At 41.6% G+C, this 7394-nt stretch carries 7 protein-coding genes and 3 pseudogenes; 7 read left to right on the top strand and 3 right to left on the bottom strand.

The features are described from left to right. Positions 1-222, bottom strand: a pseudogene (locus BBW68_RS15175) (IS4-like element ISEc60 family transposase); the annotation flags it as partial. A 370-nt stretch (positions 223-592) separates the two neighbouring features. On the opposite strand from BBW68_RS15175, the gene tap reads away from it, so the two are divergent. Continuing rightward, on the top strand, positions 593-673 hold the full coding sequence (tap, locus tag BBW68_RS15170; RefSeq protein ID WP_083264693.1) for a RepA leader peptide Tap: 81 nt from the start codon (positions 593-595) through the stop codon (positions 671-673). Between the two features lie 198 nt (positions 674-871). Here the strand turns inward: tap and BBW68_RS20060 are convergent, their stop codons facing one another. Next, the gene (locus BBW68_RS20060; protein WP_083264695.1) at positions 872-1432 is read right to left on the bottom strand and encodes a Tn3 family transposase; all 561 of its coding nucleotides are present in this window, start codon (positions 1430-1432) and stop codon (positions 872-874) included. A 555-nt stretch (positions 1433-1987) separates the two neighbouring features. Here BBW68_RS20060 and truD point away from each other — a divergent pair. From truD to BBW68_RS00140, 6 genes and pseudogenes are all read left to right on the top strand, one after another. Continuing rightward, a pseudogene (gene truD, locus BBW68_RS15160) lies at positions 1988-2476 on the top strand (tRNA pseudouridine(13) synthase TruD); the annotation flags it as partial. After that, the gene (locus tag BBW68_RS18575) at positions 2448-2588 is read left to right on the top strand and encodes a hypothetical protein (protein WP_167565257.1); all 141 of its coding nucleotides are present in this window, start codon (positions 2448-2450) and stop codon (positions 2586-2588) included. The pseudogene truD and the gene BBW68_RS18575, both read left to right, overlap by 29 nt. A gap of 679 nt (positions 2589-3267) precedes the next feature. Then, on the top strand, positions 3268-3933 hold the full coding sequence (locus BBW68_RS00150; protein WP_070133506.1) for a hypothetical protein: 666 nt from the start codon (positions 3268-3270) through the stop codon (positions 3931-3933). Positions 3934-3980: 47 nt separating this feature from the next. Next, complete coding sequence (locus BBW68_RS00145; protein WP_148127473.1) at positions 3981-5042, top strand: hypothetical protein; 1062 nt, start codon at positions 3981-3983, stop codon at positions 5040-5042. A gap of 439 nt (positions 5043-5481) precedes the next feature. Further along, the gene (locus BBW68_RS20055; protein WP_083264682.1) at positions 5482-5790 is read left to right on the top strand and encodes an NAD-dependent epimerase/dehydratase family protein; all 309 of its coding nucleotides are present in this window, start codon (positions 5482-5484) and stop codon (positions 5788-5790) included. Positions 5791-5815: 25 nt separating this feature from the next. Further along, the gene (locus BBW68_RS00140; protein ID WP_070133504.1) at positions 5816-6418 is read left to right on the top strand and encodes an NAD-dependent epimerase/dehydratase family protein; all 603 of its coding nucleotides are present in this window, start codon (positions 5816-5818) and stop codon (positions 6416-6418) included. 252 nt (positions 6419-6670) lie between these two features. Here BBW68_RS00140 and BBW68_RS00135 read toward each other — a convergent pair. Then, positions 6671-7306, bottom strand: a pseudogene (locus BBW68_RS00135) (transposase); the annotation flags it as partial. Between the last annotated feature and the right edge of the window lie 88 nt (positions 7307-7394).

Raw genomic sequence — 7394 nt, 5'->3', positions numbered from 1 at the left:
AACCGCATTTTGCATGTGAGGATTTCCCAGCAGTTGATCCGCCCGCTTTATTTTATTTTTAACGGATGCTGTTCCTGTCAAATGACGTCCGATACTGGTAAGAGTGAGAGAGGCACCATTTATGACAGCACTGGTTGCATCAATCAGTGATTTCTGGCGGTAAAGATGCAGAGGCTCCAGTACACTTTTAAAGAATTTTTGGCATAATACACGGGCAGGCATAGCGGTGATTTCCTTGCAATTGTTAGCGCAATCAATTAGATCACATTACGCTATGCCTGTCTTGTTTTCTGGGGATTCATCAGGGGTAACCCAAGCGCAGATGCTTGAGATGATTATCGAACACGAGTTCAAGCGAAGAACTGAAGAAACGTAAATATTTGCATTCTTTAGGGAGCGAGTGGTAGATTACTGAAAGTTAAATGATATTGGCTGGTCACACCGCAAGGTGGCAGGGAACAGGTTTCGACAGGTAAATTATTCGAACCTGAAAAGCAAAAACCCCGATAACCTTCCTTAAGTTTGGCGACTGAGAAGATTAACCGGGGCCATTCAAAGCTGTATAGAAGCTGTTACTCTATACAGGGAGTATATGTGCATCCTCAGAAAACTGCAATACCTTCTGTGCCACCCGCTCCTTCCCTGCAACATAAGCGCAGGGAGCCGTGCCTGAACGCATCCTTACAATTTCTCCTACTGGAGCGTCCGTTGCTTCTGCCGGTGCTTACCGGCCTTGCCGCCGCGGCGAGTCCAACTCGCTGCGCAAGGGCCAGTCGAAGACACACCGCAATCATCAGCCTGAGTTCAACGGGAAAACCCCGCGCGGCATGGCCTCTAAGGGGCCTGACGCTCAGTGGAACGAAAACTCACGTTAAGCAACGTTTTCTGCCTCTGACGCCTCTTTTAATGGTCTAAGATGTCCTTTGGTCACCAGTTCTGCCAGTGTGAAGGAATAATGGCCGAGCATATTGATATGTCCGTGGCAAAGCGGGGAGAGGCGTGCGATATCTTCATCATTAAGTGTTTCACCCTGCGCCCGGAGATGAGCCAGGACTGCCTGCATATAAATAGTGTGCCATAACACTACGGCGTTAGTGACCAGCCCCAGTGCTCCCAACTGATCCTCCACGGCTTCTTTGAGGAGTTCAACCTCCATGGTCTTTTTACCCAGCAGTCGCTGAAGCTCTTTTATCTGCTTCATGGCGGCAATGAGTTCAGAGGCCGGTACAACATCTTCACCGGCACTGACAGCGGTCAGGCTACCATTCTGGTACTGACGCCGCCATGTAAACACGTGATTGGCGTTGACGCCATGCAGTCGTGCAACATGGGAAACCGTCATACCGGGCTTTAGGGTCTGCTGAACAATAGCGATTTTTTCCTGTGGCGTGCGACGGCGTTTACGCTCAGGTCCGGACAGGATTTCAATCATTTTATCGTTGTGACCAGTGCTAAACATAGTTTTAAGACTACCTCTTATTTTAAGAGTGTCTACCTGTCTGGATATTCAGGGGGCCTGTCTAATGAACTACCTTCCTGAAAGTGGATAACTGTAATATGCTATTGCATTTCGTGTACAGTAACATAAGCCGTTGTTGAATAAATAGAGATTATGCTTCGAACCGAAAAAGACGGCGGATTCTCCCAACGCAAAGTCAGTAGGTTAAGGTCAGGATTGGAAGGAGCACTCAAGAGTGAAAAGCATCTTTGACAGGAACAGGCATGTCAAAACACCATGGTTTTCTATTACTCAACAAAGCTGTAACACAATCCAGAGTAAAAACTGTCAGGATCGTTCAAGAACTATGATATAACCGTGTTATGGATGTAAGTAAAAAAAAGTAACTTGTGATATATTCATTGTTCGAAGTTAAATTTTTTGTCATAATCATACGGGGTTCATTTAGATGAAAGAAAAATATATATCGGAAAAACTAAAGGATCGAAGTTCGGAGTTTATAAATAATATTATAATAAAAAATACCCCGGAGACTTCTGCGTCACAGAGGCCCTCCATCTGGGGGAAGAATCAGTGAAAAAATACGGTTGTTTTCTTTATTACCGACTCCGGAAATGTGGTCTTTCTACCTTCGAAGCAATTAAATTTTTAGCAAATTATTTTTATATTAAATCAGAAACGATATCTTATTGTGGATTAAAAGATGAAGATGGTGTAACGGATCAATTTATTGCCATTCCATACAGAGACGGCAACCATGAACATGAAGAAACACGTAGTTTTTGTATAGGCGAAAACAGATGGTTATCTCTTCTTCGATATGGTTGGTTCGAGCAACCACTAGAAATCGGAGAACTTTCAGGAAATAGCTTTAGTATTAGGGTCAGGAATGTTCCAGATTTTATAGCTTCAGGATTAAAAATGGGGGATCGTGTTAGGCGAGTATCTTTTATAAACTACTATGATAAACAACGATTTGGTGTTCCTGGTGGGAAAAAATACGCACTTAATTGGTGAAGCCTTACTCAAAGAGCAAAAAGAGGAAGCATTTGCCTTGTTGAAGGAAGCCGGAAGTCCTGATTCAAAACGAGCCGTAAAATTTGAAGGTGGTTCAGTCGAATTTTTCTAAACTCTGGACCCCAGAAGGGTGGCATTTTTCATGTCATCGGCAAGTTCATTCAGGTGGAATGTAGAGGTTAATCAACTATTAAATTGTCTTTTCCCGATAGATAAGTTTTGTGAAGAGATCATTGATGGTATTCCTCTGGGATTTTTTGTTTCGCAAAATGCACTCAAACAACTACCTGTTACAGAACATACTCGTGCATATCGGAGGTATGGAAAAAACGGAGACCCCTTCAACTATACCTTAATCAAGAGGCCCATCTTACACAATATTGACGTAATGATAAAAGATGTGGTAAGTGATAAGGAAACAAAAAGCGGCATGGTTGTCGAGTTGAGATTTTTCTTGCCACCGGGGACATACGCAACTAATCTAGTTAGACAGTTTTTTTCTTTCTCTTAATTCGGTTTATTAATACCCATTTTCACTACAATTATTTTCTCTATGAGACTAGGAAATTCATAGTTTCTATGCAAATGGGTTACTTTTTATCGGTATATTCGTGATACTTGAAGTTTATAGAATACATACTGCGCTACTTTATTATAAATAAAGATGGCAAGATTATGACTCCTCAGACGATTACTTAAGTAATTATCTGATGGAGCGAGCACGACCAATGCACATACAAATTGAAGTTTGATGATTTGTTATCTTAAATTACCAACAAAAGGAGTACTATATGACATCAAGGGAAAATTTACCTGCATATATAATTATTGGTGCACCGAGATCAGGAACTTCAGCTCTTACATTGATATTTAAAGAGCAAGGTATTCCAATGTATCTTTCCGCTGATGCGCCTGATATTGATTCACCTAGCGGAAATCAGGAAGACAATCTTGTTCGCTTATTGAATAATTTTCTTATGGGAGAAAATGGTCTGGGATACAGAAGAAACTGGGATAATCCTAAGTATATTAACCTGAATCAGACAACTTCTCAGCATATTCATCTTATAAAAAAATATGTTAGTTCCAGAGAACGTAATGCAGGTGAGAGAGGGTGGGGAGTGAAAGACCCACGAATGAGTTTCCTCATTGAACCATGGAGTCTTGCAACACAGGAGCACTCTGTTAACTGGATTTATATCAGGCGAGAGAATAGGGAGGCATCTATAAGCAGCCTTATTAAAATGCTGCCGGCTAAATTTTTTTACTCGGGTGACCCTGATGCTATTTATCGGTTGGTTTCTAATTGGCTTGAGGCATTTCACATAGCCAGCGAGTTAGGCTTCCATAAATCAAATCTGAATCCATACTGCATTACTTATGAATCTCTTTTTAGCAAAAAGAGACTCGACGAATTATCAAAAAATACAATTTCAAAAATGAAATTACATGCATAAATCCGCAGTTTAACCGTCAGGATAATAAATGCGCAAAGGCGGTGTAAATGTCTTTTTATTCCGGTAATTGTCTGGCATCATTGATCAACCTTGCTTCTGTGTCTCCTCCACTTTGCTACAGAGGTAATTTTTCCACCACTCCATCACTCAGCACAAAGAGTGTTATTAATGAATATTTTTCTACACATCCTGAATGTTATACTCGTGAACTGGAAGAATTCATCAACATTAATAGAGTGAATCCAGTCATAAATGTCTTTGTTTTTATTGTTTGTTATAATAAACTCCCTAATCTTGAACACATAGTAAGACTATATGGAAAACAAAAGGGAGATGTGAATTTTCAGGTAACTTTCCTTATTAACTATACTACAGGTGATAATGAAGAGAAAAATAATTTTGATGAAAATGTTTTCCTAGAGTCTGCAAAGCTTTTACTGAAATTAAAAGAAAGATATAATTTTATTCATGTGATTACAAAACGTTACTCGCCAGGGGAGGGCGGGCTAGCCAGAGCGAGAAAATATGCTATGGACTATTCACTACTGGCTTGTTCTAAGACTGAAAGACCTGACTCATGTGTTTTAATATCTAACGAAGGAGATACTTTAGAAATAGAAGATGATTATTTACTTTCTTTTTCAAGTAGAATTGGTGTTGGACGTGAATACTTTGTGCAGGGAAGAGTTAAATATCCATCAAATGTATATGATATCCCGTTACTAAAATTGTACGTAGATGTACGTGAACGAGTCCATATTGGCCAGGGAATAAATGAACATCGATATCCTGGTTTTGAAGGTATGATGCCTATCGGCAGAAACTATGGTATACATCCTAAAATAGCATGTCTTTCTGGCGGAATAGACCCCATAGCGCTTAGAGGGGCAGAAGATGATCAAATGCTTGGCTTTGATATCTACTATCGCCTGGGAAATGGGATAAAGCATTATGCCGAGGATATTGTTCTAACGACTAATCCGCGCCGGGAGATATTAATTGTCCATGGTCTTTTGAATGGTAGAGAAGATGATGCGAAATCAATGTACGAGGATTTTCATAATAACAAAAAATATATGATAGCACTTGGGATGACAATGTTTTTCTAATGAACAGCATTAGTAATTTTGAAGAAAACAAACAAAATTGCTGCCTGGTTGTCAATCAGTTTTATCAATGGATTATGCGAACTGTATTAAAAAACTATTTTTGGATTGTGCCCGATGTTCGGGATGTGGTTGACAAATGTCGATATCACAAAATAGGATACTGGGAGCGAGAGTCAAAATTATTGAATATATATAATTCAAATTTTAAAAAATTATCTGAAATTGATAGGGTGAAATTATTCACCATCATTGTTAAAAAAGTTTGAATTTCTTCAATGAACTTATCTCTGGGATATGTTACTTTAAGGGTGCAACTATTAACTATAACAGTAAGCTAATATCCGAATGTAACAGCAGAAAATAATCTCAGAGTACTATCTTGTCGGCTGACTCTGATTTATTCAACGAAGCCGTTTACATTGTTGATTGAGGGCTATATATGATACTTGTAACAGGTTCAAAAGGATTAATAGGCACAGCTTTAATACATTTTTTACATAATTCCGGATATAAAGTTAGTGAATTTGATATTCGAAATGATATCCAGCAAGATATAAGAAATCCTGAGGCTGTCAAAAAGGCAGTCCGTAGGGTTGACGGAATAGTTCACTTATCGGCAGTATCCAGAGTTGTATGGGCTCAGAAACAGCCTGAAATCGCATATTCTGTTAATGTAGGAGGGCTAAAAAATATTTTAGCCGCATCTTCCCGGCAAGAAAAAAAAACCATGGATAATCTTTGCCAGTAGTAGAGAAGTATACGGAAACGCAAAGATGTTGCCAGTCGATGAAAACACAAAGTTCTGCCCCGTCAACGTTTATGCAAAAACCAAAGTCGAAGGAGAAAAGTTGATTGCAGAAGCTGCATCTGCAGGATTTAACACAAATATATGCCGTTTTTCAAATGTTTATGGTAGCGTTGACGACCATAGTGACAGGGTTGTGGTGGCTTTTGCCCGAAGAAGTGCTCAGGGAGGCGTTATCAGTGTCGAAGGTGGTGACAATATGTTTGATTTCACCCACGTCAATGATGTATCGGAAGGTCTGTTTCGTTTAGTCGAAGCTACGAGCAAAGGAGAAAGACTCCCCCCTGTACATTTTGTTTCAGGTAACGGAACCACATTAAACAACCTTGCGAGGTTAGCCGTTTCTCATGCGAAAGGTTATAGCGAGGTAACTATTTCTGAAGCCCCTCCCAGAAATTTTGATGTATCACGATTCATGGGGAATCCTGTACTTGCAAAAAACTTACTGGGTTGGGAAGCTCAAACACTGTTTCCCCTTGGATTTGAGAAACTTGTGATACAGTTTCGAAAAGCTGGATCCCATATTTCTGTCCCTTGGCTCCATCTTTTGATGGATGATAACGGGATATAAGGGGTTAGCGAAAAACGCCGTAATCCCTCGCCAGACAGGGCGGGGAGCCGGCACCATAGGCGTTAACTTAATGTCCGGACCATCTGAAGAATACGTCGTCTGGGCGGCTCGTTGAGGCGATGGCCCACACACTTCAGTTTCACGACATACGCTTCCAGCGGGACTGACCCGGTAATGGCTCCAAGTAAGCCACGGATAACCATTTTTGTTATTCTCTACAAAGAGTTATCCCTTCGTTTTTCTGTCGTGCCTTCAGGGGGAAAAGGCCAGCGATGGCTGGATCATGTCATCAATTAAGAAGACCGCGAGCAGATTTGCAAATATCTAGGCTTTTGCAAGTTCAGTGTCCTTTGCCCGCAGAGCATCCATTTGCAACAGACTTTTGAGGCGTTTAAAAGCCAGTTCAATTTGCCAACGCAGACGGTAACAGTCAGCCACCTGCTCTGCTGAATATTCGTGTTCTGGTAGTGACGTAAGTAACAGCACATGTCCTGCTGCTTCCCGTGTTTCTGCCTGAGCTACCTGCCCTTTGCGACGATTGTCGCTGAGTACCCGGGCTCTGCTGCTCTGCGCTTTTTCTGGCGGCAGCGCCACGGCAATAAGGCGCGCCGGAAAGGGAGTCCATGTTTTTTTGTTCCCGCCGTTACCGATCATGACTGTGGTTTCACCGTTCTCGCTGCAACCCAGCCCGCGCAGAAATTCCATCATGTCGTAGCGCTTTCCTTCCGGGGTTAACCAGCGCAGTCCCCGCCAGTGAACCCGTACGATATAATCAGCTTCCCCAACAGCAAGCGAGCGGATGCATTCAGGACGGGAACCAAAACCCCGGTCAGCAATGCGTCTCTCGTCTGCTGTCTGCGCAAACCGCTCCAGCCGTTCGGCTTCCCGGTCGAGTCCGTCAAGGTGGTGTAAATTTGGAAGGATGGTGAGAGCCATTGGGTTATCCGGTAAGGTAATGGTTAATTAGACAATTATC

Source organism: Candidatus Erwinia dacicola (genome assembly GCF_001756855.1).
GTDB classification, from domain to species: domain Bacteria; phylum Pseudomonadota; class Gammaproteobacteria; order Enterobacterales; family Enterobacteriaceae; genus Erwinia; species Erwinia dacicola.
The sequence above is the reverse complement of the archived record's forward strand: the minus strand, read 5'-3'. Positions and strand labels throughout refer to the sequence as shown.